Here is a 14,669-nt window from a genome sequence, read left to right on the forward strand (position 1 = left end):
CCTGGTTTTCCCGAACCAAATTTATCTGCTTTTACCGGATCGACTTAAGAATTGCAAAGATATTTCGGTCACTGCTCAATAAATTTTTCCGCCATGATGGCGGCCGTGGCCCCGTCGCCAATTGCGGTGGCCACTTGCCGCAAAGGCTTACGCCGGACATCTCCGGCGGCAAAAAGACCAGGGCAGGAGGTCACGGTGTCTTCTCCGGCCTTAATATAACCTTTGTCGTCTCTGGCAACCAGTTCGGCGACCAGTTCGCTGTTAGCCTGCATGCCGACATAGATAAAGATTCCAGACACCGGCAAGACACGCTCTTCCTGGGTTTTCAGATTTTGCACCCGAATCCCGGTGACCTCTCTGTCGCCGATAATGGCAAGCGGTATATGTGACCAGACCACCTCGATCTTAGGATTGGCCAAGGCCCTTTCCTGCACAATTTTTTCGGCCCTTAACTGATCCCGCCGATGAATAATATAGACCTTGCTGGCGAATTTAGTGAGAAAAATGGCTTCCTCAACGGCCGAATTGCCGCCGCCGATGACCGCCAGTTCCTGATCCTTGAAAAAAGCTCCGTCACAGGTTGCACAATAGGAAACTCCGGCGCCCTTGAGTTCTTCTTCTCCGGGAATTCCCAGCGGAGTCCAGGAGCTGCCGGTCGCCACAATCAGGGTTCGGGTAAAAAGCTGATCTTGGTTGGCGCAGGTTATCAGGAAGCCACCGTCCCGGCGTTCAACCTGCAGCCCTTCCTGAAACTGGCGTACTTCCAGACCAAACCGTTTGGCCTGAGTCTCAAACAGGGGCCCGATTTGAGCTCCGGTGATCCCTTCGGGAAAACCGGGGTAATTGTCAACCATCTCGGTTGTGGCAATCTGTCCCCCCATAATCATCTTTTCGAGCAGCACACATTTCAATCGCGCCCGGGCTGCGTAAAGTCCGGCGGTCAACCCGGCCGGTCCGCCACCAATAATCAAAACCTCATAATTATTATCACTGTCCGCCATTGGCATCTCCTTTTGATTGTATCGCTTCTGGGAAAGTTTTATTGAACCATCTATTTCAGGGCTCGGTGAGAATTTCATCGGTTATCTCTATCAAACTGAAATGGGGCTGGTTATAAACAAAGGTTGTCTCCGGTAAAGGGCTGTCAGGATTGAATTCACTAAGTTCCAGGACTATCCGAGCCTTATTGCCGAGAACCTCAAATCTGCGAGCAAAAATTTGCCCTGCCTGATCTTCGAGCAGCTCACTAAGACGAATATGTATTTCCTGGCCGTCGACAAAACGAACCACCTTAATCAAAGCTCGGCCTTCATCCTGGACAAGGTAGGCAGACACCGCGCCTTTAGCTGATAATTGCTCGTCATCTTCTTGCGGTCGGCTGAGCAATAGCTGCCAGTCTGTAAAAAGTACCGTCGGCAGCTGCCAGCCCAACCGGCCCTGTGGATGAAAGAATCTATCCATTTCAGAAACCGCTCCCTGCCAGGTTCGCTGCCGGCGCGCGTCGGAAAACCAGAATTGCTCATCTTTTATCAGAATCTGTGCCGCCACGCCCCCAAAAGGCATCAACCACTGAATTTTGAGTTTCCCCGGTGGCTCTAAAAAAAGTCTTATTTTATGTTTTTCCTGGCTTCCATCAAGCCTCTGCCAGGAAAGAACGGCCGTACTTTTTAGCTGCTGTACCGGCAGTAGGCTCGCCCAAGCCCGTCGCCCATCATCTTGATCGGTAAAAATAACGGCGGCCTCCCTTGACAGTCGCCCGCAAGCCGTAAAGACCGTAAACAGCAACAGGAACAACACTATTGAATAAAGGGGGAATTTGAAGACTTTCACGGGCAAAGTTCTAACCATTCAGAGGGTTTCCACCTGGACAAGCATTTTGTTTAACGTTGAAAACGTTTCTCGATCTCGCCTCGTTCCAGGACAAAATAGAGAGGCCGTCCATGCGGGCAGGTATGAGCCAGAGGGGAGGCATCCAGCTTTGCCAACAAGGTTTGTATTTCACCGCCATGCAGAGGCCGGTTGGCCTTGACGGCCAGACGACAGGCCAGATGGGCCAAAAGATCATTCAGCAGGGAAGTTTCCCGGCCCCGCCCCCCGCTATCGATATCGGCCAGGGTCTGACGGAAAACCGTCGCCTGATCCAGTCCTTCCAGCAATAATGGAACCGTATGCAGAGCCAGGGTTCGCGGCCCCAGACAAACAAATTCAAAACCCAGTTCCAGCAGCAGCTTGCGTGATTTTTCCGCCAGAGCTTCTTCCTCGTAGGTACATTCAACCTGAATCGGCAGGAGCAGGGTTTGGGCCGTGCCATCTCCGGCGCGCCGCTCCTTGAGTTCGTCGAAAAGAACGCGCTCATGGGCGGCATGCTGATCAAGAACATAACACTTGTTTTCACTCTGCAGCACAAGATAAGAATTCCAGAGACTTCCAACAACCGTCATGGCGGCAAAAAAACCTCTGTCAGCTCTTTTAAAGCCCGGAAAAGATCGCTCTGTGGGCCGGTTCATGAAATCAGGGGTGAAGGAGTCTGAAAAAAAGGCTTCCCGGTCGGCACCGTGACCACTTTGTCTGCTGGAACAATGATCTTCCGCTTTAAACTCAAAACGGCTTTCCCCCACCTGCATGCCGGCGTGCCGGCATGCGCAGTCCGATGATCGCGGCAAGGGCTTGCGACTACTGAGTTCCTCAGGCCCGGTTTCTTTTCCAAACTCAGGCGGCAGGCCGTAGAGCAAGATCTCGGTTGAAGGGTGCTCGGGGAAATTCGCCTTCTCAACCATAGCCATTTGATTTTGTTCGCTTCGCCCCAGACCAGGAATTATTCCTTCCGGATAGCCGCTCAAGATCTCAGCGACGGCCCGGCGAATCAGGGCAAAAATGCGGCCGCCGTCGGTGAAACGTACCTCTTCCTTGGCCGGATGGACATTGACATCAACCCCTCCGGCCGCCACCTCAAGAAAAAGAACCGCCGCCGGATAACGTCCCCGGGGCAGGGTGCCTTCATAGGCCTTAAGCAGAGCCTGAAGCAGAGCTTTATCCCGGACCGCTCGCTGATTGACAAAAAAATAGAGGTCGCGGCTGTTGGGCCGCTGCACCTGAGGCAGACTGACATAACCCCGAAGTCTGGCCCACTCACCTCCGACACTTCCCAGCTCTCGCAGCTCACCTCCCGGTTCCAGCCCGAGAATCTGGCTCACCCGGTCAATCTCACGATCACCCTTGGTCAGATTAAGGAGTGTACGCCCATCATGTTCAAGCCGAAAAGAACAATCGGCATGCGCGATGGCAAAACGCTGCAGGCGTTCGAGTACGGCGCCCCGCTCGGTGTTGGTGGTTTTTAGGAACTTTTTCCGAACCGGAACCGAAACAAAAAGGTCGCGGACCGTAATCCTGGTACCTACCGGAGCGCCAACCTGACTTTCCCGAATCTCTCCTCCGGAACTGACCTCAAGCTTAACTGCGGCCTCCATGGCGGCGGTTCGCGAAATCAGAGTGAAGTCAGAAACCGAGGCGATACTCGGCAAGGCTTCGCCTCGAAATCCGTAACTGGTGACCCCGAAAAGATCAGCCGCTGAAATGATTTTACTGGTCGCATGCCGTTCCAGGGCGAGGCGGGACTGGTCCGCATCCATGCCGTAGCCGTTATCGATTACCTCAATCAGATTCTTGCCGCCCTCTTCAATCAGCACCCGAATCTGGTCGGCGCCGGCATCGAGGGCATTTTCGACCAGCTCCTTAACGACCGAAGCCGGTCTTTCGACAACTTCACCCGCCGCGATTTGGTTGCAGACTTCCGGGGCCAGCAGGCGAATCCGGGTGCTCTGATCTGGTTTCATGCCGTAAAAATCCTCTCTTGGCGTTCTTTGACAATTTCCGCCGGAACTAGAGCGAGAAAAATTCGGGCGGCGAGCGCCAGAATCAGCAGATCATCAAGCTGACCAAGACCCGGAATCACCAGATCGGGCAGCAAATCGTAGGGAGATAAAAAATAGAGCAAGGCCCCTGAAGGAATCAGCTTATAATAAAAAGGCACCCGGCGATCGCCCAGCAATCGCCAGCAAAGCCGCGCGGTCGACAAGAAGCGCCGCCACCAAGTGGGATCACTGAAGAACTGAGAGTTACGTGATCGACTCATGCGCTTCCAGATATTGTTCAATCTCAGCTACCAGGGCCGCGACCAGATGTTCTTCCGGCAATTTTCTCAAAACCCTGCCCTGGCGAAAGATCAACCCCACACCCCGCCCTCCGGCGATTCCGAAATCAGCGTGCTGAGCCTCCCCGGGACCGTTGACCACGCAACCCATGACTGCGACTTTCAGGGGAGCCCGAACATGGGCCAGGGCTTTTTCGACCTCTTGCGCCAGCCTGATAAGCTCGATTTCCGTGCGTCCGCAGGTCGGGCAGGAAATCAACTCGATGCCGCGTTGTCTTAGACCCAGGCTTTTCAAAAGTTCAAACGCGACAAAGATCTCTTCTTCCGGAGCCGCGGTCAGAGAGACCCGCAGGGTGTCGCCCAGGCCTTCACCCAGAAGCAGAGCCAGCCCCGCGGCCGACTTGATGGCGCCGCGCAACTGAGTGCCGGCCTCGGTAATCCCGATATGAAAAGGATAATCCACGCGCTTGGCCAAAAGCCGGTAGGCCGTCAGGGTGTTCCTGATGTCTGAAGATTTGAGTGAGATCTTGATCAACTCGAAATTCTCCTCCTCAAGCAGCCGAACATGCGTCATCGCGCTTTCAACCAGGGCTTCAGGGGTGTAACCGTATTTATCAACAATAGCCTTTTCCAGGGAGCCAGCGTTAACCCCGATGCGAATCGGAACCGACCGCTCGCGACAGGCGGCCACCACCTCGCGCACCCGAAGCGTGGAACCGATATTGCCGGGATTCAGCCGCAACCCGTCAACCCCTTCCGCCACCGCCAGAAGGGCCAGACGATGACTGAAATGAATGTCCGCCAGCAGCGGAAGCGCAATTTTCTTTTTAATCCGGGAAAGTTTTCTGGCCGCGTCCTCATCCGGCACCGCGACCCGAATCAGCTCGCAACCAACCTGCTCCAGACGTTTGATCTGGGCCACCGTCGCCGCCACATCGCGAGTATCGGTGTTGGTCATCGACTGCACCGAAATCGGCGCCTGTCCCCCAATTGAAACTTCTCCGAGCCTGATCTGCCGGCTATCTCGCCGGGGCCAGAAACTCATGCGGTTTTTCTCCTTGAAAACTGAATTCCATGATTCATCTCATGCCGGCTCCTTCAACTTTCAGGAACTTCCATGCAGTGGTATGGCATACCATTTATCGAGATAATCCTCAAGTAATAATAATTCTGAGACCCTTAAGGCTATCGGAAAACCTATGCCCGCTCTATCGATCACTGACGTTAAGGTCTACAAAAAACAGGTGACAAAACGGCCGGTGAAGTGTATTATACTCCGCCGCTTTCGGCAGGCCGCTTATCGCTGAACACACTTCTCAGGCTCAGAACAAATTTAACCCAGGCAGGATTAGCGGGCCCGACGGCAGCAGGTTTGTTGATCGTAAATCGTTTATGAAAGTTTAATACTCTGTCGCGAGGAGAGACAGGTTTCTTCTCATGTTCTTAAAGCCGGTGGATAATCACGGCAGCCGAGCCGCAGAAAAGAATGGACGTCAGGGATATATCACGGCATTACGAGAGGCGGAAGATGAATAAGGCCTACCCACCACGGTCAGAGAAAAGAGCATCCATTGACGAGGCTCCGGCTCTGACCATTGCCGGAGCCGGAATCAGCGGCCTGGCGGCCGCCTGGTATGCCACTCGGGCAGGTCTTTCCTGCCGGGTGCTGGAAAGCGATAACCGCGCCGGCGGCAACGCCTTGACGATCACAGGCCCTGAGGGCTTCCGCTATGATTCCGGCGCCCATCGTTATCACGACCGGAATCAGGAGGTTACCGCCGATCTGAAACAGCTTATGGGCGATCTCCTGCTCCGGGTGGAGGCCCCCAGCCAGATCTTTTTTGCCGGACGTTTTATTGACTTTCCCCTTTCCCCTTTCCCCTCTCAATCTCGTCACGTCTTTGGGATTTACCTCATGCCTGCGAGGCACCCGCGACCTTCTATTCTCCCGGCTTACCTATGACGGCAAACCGTTTACCTCTTTTGCCGATTTCGCCTTGACAACCTATGGGCGCACCATTGCCGAGCCTTTTCTCTTGAACTACTCAGAAAAGCTTTGGGGGCGACCGTGTGAAGATTTGTCTCCGGCCATTTCCGGAAAAAGGCTGGAGGGTTTGAATGTCAGAACCTTTCTATTGGAAGCCTTACGGGGGAAACGGGCAAAAACCAAACACCTGGATGGTACTTTCTATTATCCGAAAGGCGGCATCGGCGGCATCGCCGACCGCATGACCAGATCAGTTAATCCGGAAATCTTTCAATGGCGCTGCCCGGTGACCGAAATTAATCACTATGACTCTCAAATAACCTCCATGGTCGCCGGAGACAAGGTTTGGCCTGTTAACGAATTGCTTATCACCTTTTCCCTGCCCCGGCTGGTAACGCTGCTGAACCCGGCGCCGCCGCTTGAAATCCTGGAGCTGGCCGCGGGGTTGCGCACGCGCCATGTGGTGCTGGTGGCGCTCTTTCTCAACGGTGCGCCGCTGACGACTAACGCTTCCCTTTATTTTCCCGAGCGCCGCTTTATCTTTACCAGGGTTTATGAACCGCTGAACCGTTGCCGTACCATGGCGCCGTCGGGCAGCACCTCGCTGGTCGCGGAAATCCCCCCTGCGAATCAAACCAGCAGGAAAATGGCTTTTGGGAAATGGATGATGAGCCGCTGATTCGCAAAGTCATCGCCCAGATGAGCGAAACCGGTCTGTTTGACTCGGCTCGGGTTATGGGGGCTGAGGTTTACCGGATGCGCGACGCCTATCCGGTGCTTGAAAAAAGATATGAACAAAGGGTGGGTGCTATCAGTTCCTGGCTCAAGCGTTTTACGAACCTGCATATCTCCGGCCGCAACGGAACCTTTACCTACATTCATATCCATGATCTCATGGCCCAGGCCCGGCAACTGGCCGGCCGTTTGTCGGGATCGTGCAGTCTCGGAATATGAAGCGTTCATTTTCAATGATACCGCGACCCGATGTTTCCTCAACCGCGCGAGGTTGGTAAAATCTGACAAGCTGTCTTTCCCCCATCACCTCTAACAATTCATGATAAAACAACCGTCAACGCCTCCCCATAATCAGCTGTTAAAGGAAGAAAGCTTGAAAACAAAAATACATGGGGGGCTAAACGTGCGCGCTTCGGCGTACTTGTGCTGTTGTCGATTTGCAGTGGTCTGGGAGCCCTGGTATTTCTGATAAAAATCGCCGACTGGAAAAGTCTTTTGACAATCTATAAAGCGCTGTCCTGGAGCATGCTGCTGGTAGCGCTTTTTTGCTACGGGACCACTTGGATCTTTCGTGTCGGGCGTTTTCGGCTGTTCCTGGAAAGCGGAGGCCAGGACATTTCCGCCCCTGGGATCTTCGCCGTTCTGATCAGTGGCTTTGGCCTTAATGCCTTTCTGCCGGGAAAAGCCGGAGAGGTGGCAACGATAATCTTTTTACGCTGGAAGGGCATCGCTGGAAGTACGGCGCTGGCGGCCGTGATCCAGGCCCGCATTCTTGATCTGCTGGCCCTGCTGACCCTGATGTCGACCGCCGGATTGCCGACCGCCCTGCAACTGTCAGCCGCGCCATATTCCCGAGCCGTACTGGCCGGAGCCGGACTGCTCACCATCGCCCCCATGTTGTTTATGGCCCTCGACCGCAGACAGAACCTCGAAAGATTTATTGAAAAGATGTACCGAAAACCACTTCTGAGCGCAACGGCAAAAACTCTGCATAAATTTCTGGTCGCCTACCGCAGAATCTGCCTGAACGGACGGCTGCTGGCGGCGACCGGTCTTTTCTCGCTGTTTATCTGGACGGGCGAGGGTATGGTTGCCTGGTTTATCACTAAGGCGGCAGCGGTTCCGGCATCATTGAGTGTTTGTCTTCTGGCGGTTTCCTTGGGGAATCTTGGTAAAGCCATACCTCTTACCCCAGGCGGGGTCGGGGTGTATGAGGCGATCATGGCCGCCGTTCTGCATGGCACCGGCCTGGACTGGGGCAGCGCCGTGGCGGTGGCCCTGGCGGATCATCTGCTGAAAAAAACCTGCAGTATCGGTATCGGCCTGCCGCTGGCCGTCCACCTTGTCGGAGATCGCGGCTGGAGCTGGCTGACGTGGAAGGAGGAGAAGACGTGAAACGGGGAAAATCCTTTAAAAAAAAGGCGGCCGGGCCGCGCCGCGATGAGCTGCCGGCCCTAAAGGAAAAACCCTTTGCCGCAACTGATCTTGCTGCCCTAAGCTGCCTGCTGCTTTTGATCCTAGTCGCGTATCTGCAGGTGCTGGATTTTGATTTCCTCAATTATGACGATATCGATTATGTTCTCGGCAATGAAATGGTCTCCCGGGGGCTCTCGTAGGGCGGCCTCAAATGGGCTTTTGTCTCTACCCTGCAGGCGCATTGGCATCCGCTTACCATGCTGTCGCACATGCTGGACGGCCAGTTATTCGGCCTGCAACCGGCCGGTCATCACGCCGGTAATCTGTTTCTTCATCTCGCCAACACCGGGCTGTTGTATGTTCTGATTCGCCGTCTGTTCTCAGGTGGCCGACCGACAGCCTTTTTCGTCGCCGCTTTTTTTGCAATCCATCCCCTGCATGTTGAATCTGTAGCCTGGGTGTCATCCCGCAAAGATCTGCTGAGTGGATTTTTCTTTTTGCTTACCCTACTTGCCTATGAACGCTTCAACCGGTCGAAAGAACTCCGCCGGCGCTGGTATCTGATAACCCTGGGATTAACGCTGGCGGGTCTGTTTTCCAAGGCCATGCTGGTGACGATTCCCGGGGTATTGCTGCTGCTCGATATCTGGCCGCTGGAACGCCTTAAGTCTGAGGGGGGTGCTCGCGACTTGGTCTGGCGAACGCTTAAAGACCTGCGGTTGTGGGTTGAAAAATTACCGTTTATCGGAGCCGGTCTGGCCATCTCCGCGCTGGCGTTATTTATGCGCCGGGAGCGGCTTAATTCTCCTGAACGCGACCTTCTGTCTTTCGGAGAACGTTGGCTGCGGGCGGTGGACGGAAGCGGTATGTATCTTGCCAAAACCGTCTGGCCTTTTGACCTGACCGTTGCGTATAAATATTTTCCGGCGGTGTCGGTATTGCGAGCGACGATATTTCTGGTTTTGTTGGCAGCGATTAGCCTGGCGGCAATAGCCGTCAGGAAGCGTTACCCCTCCTTTTTTGTCGGCTGGTTCTGGTATCTGGGCATGCTGGCGCCGGTGGCCGGTCTCATGCAAACCGGGCCCCAGGAGTTGGCCTATCGCTATACCTACTTACCCCTGATCGGTATTTCCCTGATTATTGCCTGGGGGCTGCCGGTGCTTTATCGGTGGATTCTGCCGGCTCAGGCCCAACATTTCAAACCTTGGCCGGCAATTCTCGCGATCAGCCTACTGCTCGGCTGGTGGACCTTCACCTGCCGAGCCTGTGTCGGAGTCTGGCGCAACGAGGAAACCCTGCTCCGCCACGCCCTGCGGATCAACCCTTCTAACTGGCTGGCCTTAAACAACCTGGGATATGAGCTGCTTCGCCGGGGACAGAGCGAACCGGCTCTCAAGTATCTGAATCAGGCTTTCGCGCTTTCTCCGAACAAAATCAACATCAAGTCAAACCTAGCGCAGGCGTTATCCCGGGAGTTTTCCGACAGTGAGTCCCTGAAACGCGCGATCACCTTGTTCAGCGAAGTGTTGGCAAGCGATCCCAACCGTGAACAGGATCGCATCAATCTGGGCATAACCCTTGCCAAGGCCGGACGAAACAAAGAGTCATTACAGGTATTTGCCGAGGTCGTACGCAGGGATCCGGAGCAACCTAAAGGACATTACAATTACGCTCAGGTTCTGCTCACCGCCGGCCGCCCGCACGAGGCCCGCAAAGAGCTGGAAAGCGCGCTGCGGCTTGATCCCGGCTACCAACTCGCCCGTGATTTCCTAGCTCGACTCGAAAATCTCAGACAACCATGATCAACTCTCGTTGAAAATCTGTTTTTCAACCCAGGGAAAACCTGTTCAGCCTGAAGGCCAGGCCCCGGGGTTTCAGAAATTCCAGAAGGCATCAATCTCGTCGTCGGTAAAGTCCCAGATTGCGTCATGAGGAGGTAACTTCTCATCTCGAAAAAATTCCGGCAGACGGTCATGAACCTTGGTAAATCCGGCGGCCTGATTGAAGGCCCGTTCGGTTTTAAGTACCGATTTCCCCAAGTCGGTAACCTCATCGACGGTCAGGGAAAGACCATGACGGGCATTGATCATCGCGACCACGGCGGGTAATACGGAATCGTTATCAAGCAGGGCAAAAGCGGTAAAGATACAGAGCCCCGTACTGTCGACCGCGGCCGTGGCGATCTGCAGGTTACGGGAAAGTTCAACCTGCCCTTCTTTTTGCAGAGGATCAACATAGCCGCCGCTCTTTAAAATATTGGTGGCCACCGTGTAACCGGCAGTATGATCGGCTCCCATAGTCGAGGTGCAATAGGTTATTCCTATACCCTTGACGGCGCGAGGATCGTAGGCCGGAATCGCCTGGCCTTTGACCACTGGTACCCGGGTCAGACCGTAAACCTTGCCGGTCACTGCGGCTCCGGACCCTAAAATACGCCCCAATGGGGTGCCTTCGCCGACCTCCTTGAGCAGCCGGATAAAACCCGCTCCGTCACCGAACGCAATGATTCCGGCTTCCATCGCCAGGCCGATGGTAACCGCCATTTCAATCGAATCGACTCCGATATCATCCATCAGACTGTCGGCCCGGGCGAGAAGATCAAGCTCATCCAGACCGCAATGCGCCCCCATGGCCCAGATCGACTCATATTCAAAACCGGAGGTTATATAATGGCCCGCTTCATCGACAAAGATCTGGGAACACTGCATGACGCAACCGGGCTGACAACCATGTTTGTTTTTCCCTCCCCGGGCATTGATCATTTCAGCCATTTTTTCCCCACAGATCATCTCGTGCCGGTCGAATTGTCCGGAACGAAAATTTCTCGTCGGCAGCGCCCCCGCCTCATTGATGATATTAATCAAAACATTGGTACCGTAAGCCCCGAGAGCATTGCCGCAGACCGGATGAGCCAACAACGCCTGGTTAAAGGTTTTCGCCGCCCGTTTAAAGGTTTCGGCATCGGCCAGATTCACACCCGGTGCGGCCCCGGCCGCATTGATCAGAAGATATTTGACCCCCTTCGACCCCATCACCGCACCCAATCCACCCCGACCGAAACTGCGCAATTTGCCGTCTTGATCCTTGACGGAAATATTGGCCGCTATCAGGCCGCGTTCTCCGGCCGGGCCAATACTTAAAAGACCGTATTTAAGGTCGCCGGTCGAATCCAGTTTGTCGATCACGGCAAAGTTACCGAAGCCCGCCAAATCATTTTCCGGAACCATAACCAAGCCATCGGCGCTGAGATGCAGACCATAGCAGTGTCCAGCGGCCGGTACCCCTTCGATGATTATCGCTTTGACCCCAAGGCGCGCCAGTAGCTGACCCGCCGTCCCCCCGGCGTTACTCTCTTTGATGGTTCCGGTCAGCGGGCTCTTGGCTCCGGCCGAGAGCCTCCCCGAAGTGGAAGCCATGGTGCCGGCCAGCAGGCCGGGAGCAAAAACCAGTTTGTTGTGTTTGCCCAGAGGATGACAGGTCGGCGGTACCTCGGTCGCAATAATCGTCGAGGTCAAAGCCCGCCCCCCGAGTCCCCGCCAGGGCGCCGGAACTTCTTCAACTTTAACCTGCAACCTTTCCATATCAACCCGAAAAATCTTCTCCGTCATCTCTCTTCCTCCTCTTCTCTACCGGCAGGGAATCCTTACCGGCTTAGGCAGAAAAGGCACCCTGAATCCGCCAGCCAAGGCCCCTTCACTAATCCGTTAACGCCCGACAAACATGGTTTACGAGTCAAGCTTGACATAAGCAAAAACCCAGGTCAAGCATATTTTGACCAGCACCGGCAGACCGGAATTTGATTGTTTGCCCGGCTGTCTTATGGAGGTCAGGATTATTTGTTATGTATGGTTGTTTTGTAGCTGATTAAGTTGGTTCTAAGGATTTAAACAATGCTCTTTGCGAACCGAAAATTCTGTAAGTTTTATTTTCACAATCAGGAAAACAGTTTACCCGATTCCGCAGCTGTGCTAATAAGTACCATAACATGAGCACGGAAGGGTTTGAGATATCGGCTGGATTACAGTTTAAGAGGCTTAATTATCATGGAGAAAAAACTTGGCCCGACTGAGCGCAAGCCACTAATTCCAGCAGGGATCGTCGGTTTGTCCCTTGCAACCGTGATAATCATGCAGTTTGTGTTTCCGGCATGGGCGACGTCACCCGTGCCTCCGGCTCGGGATGTTTTTACCTTTTCCGGACAAAGCGCTCCCCCCACCGAGACGATTCCTGACCGCCAGGGATATCAGGTGGTAGTCGACAGCAAAACGATCAGTCATTCATTGTCTGGGGAAAAAGGAACGATAGATCTGTGTCTCGAATTTTCCTCCGCTTCCGCCGCGTTGACCGCCTCCGCCGAATTGCAGGTCACGGAAATCGCCGCTGCCCTGCGCAGTCCAAAACTGAGTCGAAGTAGAATCCTGATCACCGGTCACACTGATAATCTCGGTCCGGCGACGACCAATCTCGAACTTTCCCGTAAGCGGGCGAGCGCTGTCAAAGAAGCTCTGGTCGAGCTCGGGATTGAGGCAGAACGCATGCAAATCCTCGGCCGGGGTGAAGAAGAACCGCTGGCCGATAACCGTGACGCGGCGGGTCGGGCCCGTAATCGGCGAGTAACCCTGAGTCTGCAACCCTGAGATCTTCCCCTTTGTTATGAATAGAGTCAGGTTTTTCCGTTTTCTCGTTTTTTTGCTCGGCCTGAGTTGTTTGTCGAGCCCGACCAGCGACAGCCTTCGGGCGGCAACGCTCTCCTCAGCACCTATTTCAATCTTTTGCAGCATCGGTCCGCATCTTGATTTTTGTCGCCGCATCGGCGGTAACCGCGTGCGGGCCATGCTGTTGCTTGAACCTGGGGAAAATCCCTCCACTTACGCCCCGAGCCCGGCCAAAATTGAAGCCTTACATAGGGCCCGTTTTTTTTTCAGCGTGGGGCTGCCTTTTGAACAAATGCTGCTGTCAAAAATCAAAAATCTGGACCAGGGTCCGGAAATTGTCGATACTCAGGCAGGCATAACCCTGCTGCCGATGACCGATTACACCTTTGTCGCCCCCCCCCACGATCATATTCATAACGAAGGACTCGACCCGCATAGTTGGCTTGATCCCCGCCTGGCCTTGCAACAGGCCGCCAATATCGCGGCGGCCCTGAGCCGTAATGATCCCGCAAATAAAAATTATTACGATAATAATTTCAAGATGCTGGAGTCAGAACTCAATGCGTTGCATGAAAAATTACAAATTTCCCTGCTGGCTCTTTCCGGTAGTCCTCTGATGGTTTACCACCCAGCTTTTGGCTATTTCGCCAGAGCCTACAACCTGCGCCAGATCGCGATTGAAATCGAGGGGAAACAGCCCAAGGCCAGGGATCTGGCGCAATTCATTCAGACGGCCCGGGAAAACCGGGTTCGCGCTATCTTTATCCAACCCCAGTTTGACCGGCACAGCGCCGAAAAAATCGCCCGCGCAGTTAACTGCGCCGTGGTTCCGATCGATCCTCTGGCGGTCGATTACATTAACAATCTGGACCGCATCGCGACGCTGGTTCGCAGCCACATTGAGCCTCCCGGATGAATCAGGATCAAGACCACCTTCATGATCAAATCTCGCCGATCATTCGAATCCGGGAACTTAATTTTTCCTATCAGGATCACTGTATTCTGCAAAATGTCAATCTCGATATTGAAGAAGGAGAACTGGCCAGTATCATCGGGCCCAACGGCGGAGGCAAAACCACTCTGCTCAGGTTGATGCTGGGACTGATTCAACCGGACAGCGGCACCATTGAGGTTTTCGGCCAGCCGGCGGCGCAGGCGTGCCGCGCCATCGGCTACATGCCGCAGCACGCCCATCTTGATCCGTTATTTCCGATATCGGTTCTCAACGTCGTCCTCATGGGGCAGCTCGGCTGCCGCAATTGCGGAGCCTGGGGATTATATCACCGTCGTTCCCGGGAAGTGGCCCGTCAGGCCCTGAGCGAGGTCGGGATGAGTGAGTGCGAGAAGAAATCCTTTCATGAGCTTTCCGGAGGACAGCGCCAGCGGGTCCTGATTGCCCGAGCCCTGGCCACCGAGCCCCGGTTGCTTCTTCTAGATGAACCAACCGCCAACATTGATTCGCGCAGCGAGGAAAACCTTTACGAAACCCTGGTCCGACTCAACCGGAAAATGACGATTCTTCTGGTTTCCCACGATCTCGGAGTGGTTTCCCAGGTGGTCAGAAGTGTGATCTGCGTCAATCGCCAGGTTGTCATTCATCCGACCAGCCACATCAATGGCGCCTTGATCAAGGAAATATACGGTGGGGATTTCAATCTAGTCCGCCACGATCACCGCTGCAACGAGCATGGACATCAGTTTCTGAAACCGTCAATCTAGGTGGACC

General features: G+C 54.4%; 15 protein-coding genes. 9 read left to right on the forward strand and 6 right to left on the reverse strand.

All coding sequences use genetic code 11. The features are described from left to right. Positions 1-68 precede the first annotated feature (68 nt). The 5 genes from trxB to ENN66_05520 form a co-directional block, all read right to left on the reverse strand. Positions 69-1,001, reverse strand: a complete 933-nt coding sequence (gene trxB / locus ENN66_05500; protein ID HDS16053.1) for a thioredoxin-disulfide reductase — start codon at positions 999-1,001, stop codon at positions 69-71. Between the two features lie 55 nt (positions 1,002-1,056). Continuing rightward, positions 1,057-1,563 carry a hypothetical protein gene (locus ENN66_05505; protein HDS16054.1) on the reverse strand — a complete coding sequence of 169 codons (507 nt, stop codon included), beginning with the start codon at positions 1,561-1,563 and terminating at the stop codon, positions 1,057-1,059. A 317-nt stretch (positions 1,564-1,880) separates the two neighbouring features. Next, complete coding sequence (gene mutL, locus ENN66_05510; protein HDS16055.1) at positions 1,881-3,833, reverse strand: DNA mismatch repair endonuclease MutL; 1,953 nt, start codon at positions 3,831-3,833, stop codon at positions 1,881-1,883. Then, on the reverse strand, positions 3,830-4,132 hold the full coding sequence (locus tag ENN66_05515; protein HDS16056.1) for a DUF1232 domain-containing protein: 303 nt from the start codon (positions 4,130-4,132) through the stop codon (positions 3,830-3,832). Before ENN66_05515 ends, mutL begins: the two co-directional genes overlap by 4 nt. After that, positions 4,116-5,195 (reverse strand): flavodoxin-dependent (E)-4-hydroxy-3-methylbut-2-enyl-diphosphate synthase, encoded by a 1,080-nt coding sequence (locus tag ENN66_05520; GenBank protein ID HDS16057.1) that lies wholly within the window; start codon positions 5,193-5,195, stop codon positions 4,116-4,118. Before ENN66_05520 ends, ENN66_05515 begins: the two co-directional genes overlap by 17 nt. Before the next feature lie 441 nt (positions 5,196-5,636). Between ENN66_05520 and ENN66_05525 the strand changes: the two genes are divergently transcribed. The 6 genes from ENN66_05525 to ENN66_05550 all read left to right on the forward strand — a co-directional run bounded on the left by ENN66_05525 (position 5,637) and on the right by ENN66_05550 (position 10,090). Continuing rightward, a complete protein-coding gene (locus ENN66_05525) occupies positions 5,637-6,113 on the forward strand; it encodes an NAD(P)/FAD-dependent oxidoreductase (protein HDS16058.1) in 477 nt (158 codons plus the stop codon). Further along, a complete protein-coding gene (locus tag ENN66_05530) occupies positions 6,052-6,816 on the forward strand; it encodes a hypothetical protein (protein HDS16059.1) in 765 nt (254 codons plus the stop codon). Before ENN66_05525 ends, ENN66_05530 begins: the two co-directional genes overlap by 62 nt. Beyond that, complete coding sequence (locus tag ENN66_05535) at positions 6,798-7,091, forward strand: hypothetical protein (GenBank protein HDS16060.1); 294 nt, start codon at positions 6,798-6,800, stop codon at positions 7,089-7,091. Before ENN66_05530 ends, ENN66_05535 begins: the two co-directional genes overlap by 19 nt. A gap of 204 nt (positions 7,092-7,295) precedes the next feature. Then, positions 7,296-8,267 (forward strand): flippase-like domain-containing protein, encoded by a 972-nt coding sequence (locus ENN66_05540; GenBank protein ID HDS16061.1) that lies wholly within the window; start codon positions 7,296-7,298, stop codon positions 8,265-8,267. Further along, the gene (locus ENN66_05545) at positions 8,264-8,488 is read left to right on the forward strand and encodes a hypothetical protein (GenBank protein ID HDS16062.1); all 225 of its coding nucleotides are present in this window, start codon (positions 8,264-8,266) and stop codon (positions 8,486-8,488) included. The genes ENN66_05540 and ENN66_05545 overlap by 4 nt, the downstream gene beginning before the upstream one ends. 57 nt (positions 8,489-8,545) lie before the next feature. Then, the gene (locus ENN66_05550; GenBank protein ID HDS16063.1) at positions 8,546-10,090 is read left to right on the forward strand and encodes a tetratricopeptide repeat protein; all 1,545 of its coding nucleotides are present in this window, start codon (positions 8,546-8,548) and stop codon (positions 10,088-10,090) included. A gap of 72 nt (positions 10,091-10,162) precedes the next feature. Here the strand turns inward: ENN66_05550 and ENN66_05555 are convergent, their stop codons facing one another. Beyond that, positions 10,163-11,896 (reverse strand): aldehyde ferredoxin oxidoreductase, encoded by a 1,734-nt coding sequence (locus tag ENN66_05555; protein ID HDS16064.1) that lies wholly within the window; start codon positions 11,894-11,896, stop codon positions 10,163-10,165. 435 nt (positions 11,897-12,331) lie between these two features. Here ENN66_05555 and ENN66_05560 point away from each other — a divergent pair, with 435 nt between their 5' ends. From ENN66_05560 to ENN66_05570, 3 genes are read left to right on the forward strand one after another with little or no spacing between them, the layout of a single operon-like run. Next, positions 12,332-12,925: an OmpA family protein gene (locus tag ENN66_05560; GenBank protein HDS16065.1), complete on the forward strand. Its 594-nt coding sequence runs from the start codon at positions 12,332-12,334 to the stop codon at positions 12,923-12,925. 16 nt (positions 12,926-12,941) lie between these two features. Beyond that, positions 12,942-13,859, forward strand: a complete 918-nt coding sequence (locus ENN66_05565) for an ABC transporter substrate-binding protein (GenBank protein HDS16066.1) — start codon at positions 12,942-12,944, stop codon at positions 13,857-13,859. Next, positions 13,856-14,662: an ABC transporter ATP-binding protein gene (locus ENN66_05570; GenBank protein HDS16067.1), complete on the forward strand. Its 807-nt coding sequence runs from the start codon at positions 13,856-13,858 to the stop codon at positions 14,660-14,662. The genes ENN66_05565 and ENN66_05570 overlap by 4 nt, the downstream gene beginning before the upstream one ends. Positions 14,663-14,669 lie beyond the last annotated feature (7 nt).

The organism is Pseudomonadota bacterium (genome assembly GCA_011049115.1).
In the GTDB taxonomy this organism is placed as follows: Bacteria; Desulfobacterota; Anaeroferrophillalia; order Anaeroferrophillales; family Tharpellaceae; genus DSCM01.

Bases quoted from the DNA above. Each gene is read 5' to 3' on its own strand.
- trxB (HDS16053.1), bottom strand. From the start codon at position 1,001: ATGGCGGACAGTGATAATAATTATGAGGTTTTGATTATTGGTGGCGGA.
- ENN66_05505 (HDS16054.1), bottom strand. From the start codon at position 1,563: ATGCCTTTTGGGGGCGTGGCGGCACAGATTCTGATAAAAGATGAGCAA.
- mutL (HDS16055.1), bottom strand. From the start codon at position 3,833: ATGAAACCAGATCAGAGCACCCGGATTCGCCTGCTGGCCCCGGAAGTC.
- ENN66_05515 (HDS16056.1), bottom strand. From the start codon at position 4,132: ATGAGTCGATCACGTAACTCTCAGTTCTTCAGTGATCCCACTTGGTGG.
- ENN66_05520 (HDS16057.1), bottom strand. From the start codon at position 5,195: ATGAGTTTCTGGCCCCGGCGAGATAGCCGGCAGATCAGGCTCGGAGAA.
- ENN66_05525 (HDS16058.1), top strand. From the start codon at position 5,637: ATGGACGTCAGGGATATATCACGGCATTACGAGAGGCGGAAGATGAAT.
- ENN66_05535 (HDS16060.1), top strand. From the start codon at position 6,798: ATGGATGATGAGCCGCTGATTCGCAAAGTCATCGCCCAGATGAGCGAA.
- ENN66_05550 (HDS16063.1), top strand. From the start codon at position 8,546: ATGCTGTCGCACATGCTGGACGGCCAGTTATTCGGCCTGCAACCGGCC.
- ENN66_05555 (HDS16064.1), bottom strand. From the start codon at position 11,896: ATGACGGAGAAGATTTTTCGGGTTGATATGGAAAGGTTGCAGGTTAAA.
- ENN66_05560 (HDS16065.1), top strand. From the start codon at position 12,332: ATGGAGAAAAAACTTGGCCCGACTGAGCGCAAGCCACTAATTCCAGCA.
- ENN66_05565 (HDS16066.1), top strand. From the start codon at position 12,942: ATGAATAGAGTCAGGTTTTTCCGTTTTCTCGTTTTTTTGCTCGGCCTG.
- ENN66_05570 (HDS16067.1), top strand. From the start codon at position 13,856: ATGAATCAGGATCAAGACCACCTTCATGATCAAATCTCGCCGATCATT.